The 205-nt window shown below is 30.2% G+C and carries 1 pseudogene; it reads right to left on the bottom strand.

What is annotated here, in order from left to right:
* Positions 1–205, bottom strand: a pseudogene (locus FOT98_RS31865) (RNA-guided endonuclease InsQ/TnpB family protein); the annotation flags it as partial.

Here is a 205-nt window from a genome sequence, read left to right as displayed (position 1 = left end):
TTCGTCTTTGGAAACTTTAAAAATCTATCGTTTTTAATGATGCAATCTTGGTTTGTATACAGAATCTCTTTTTCAGAAGAACGAATATACTTTGGAATTCTAGGTGGTCCAGCATATTTGTTTGGATTCTTTTTATAGTCTTTTAAACTAGCAAAAAAAGATTTCCAATTTTGGAACAAACCTTTCATGATTGACTGGCTACATT

Source organism: Bacillus sp. HY001 (assembly GCF_007558965.1).
GTDB classification, from domain to species: domain Bacteria; phylum Bacillota; class Bacilli; order Bacillales; family Bacillaceae_G; genus Bacillus_A; species Bacillus_A mobilis.
This window is presented reverse-complemented; position numbering and strand designations above follow the sequence as displayed.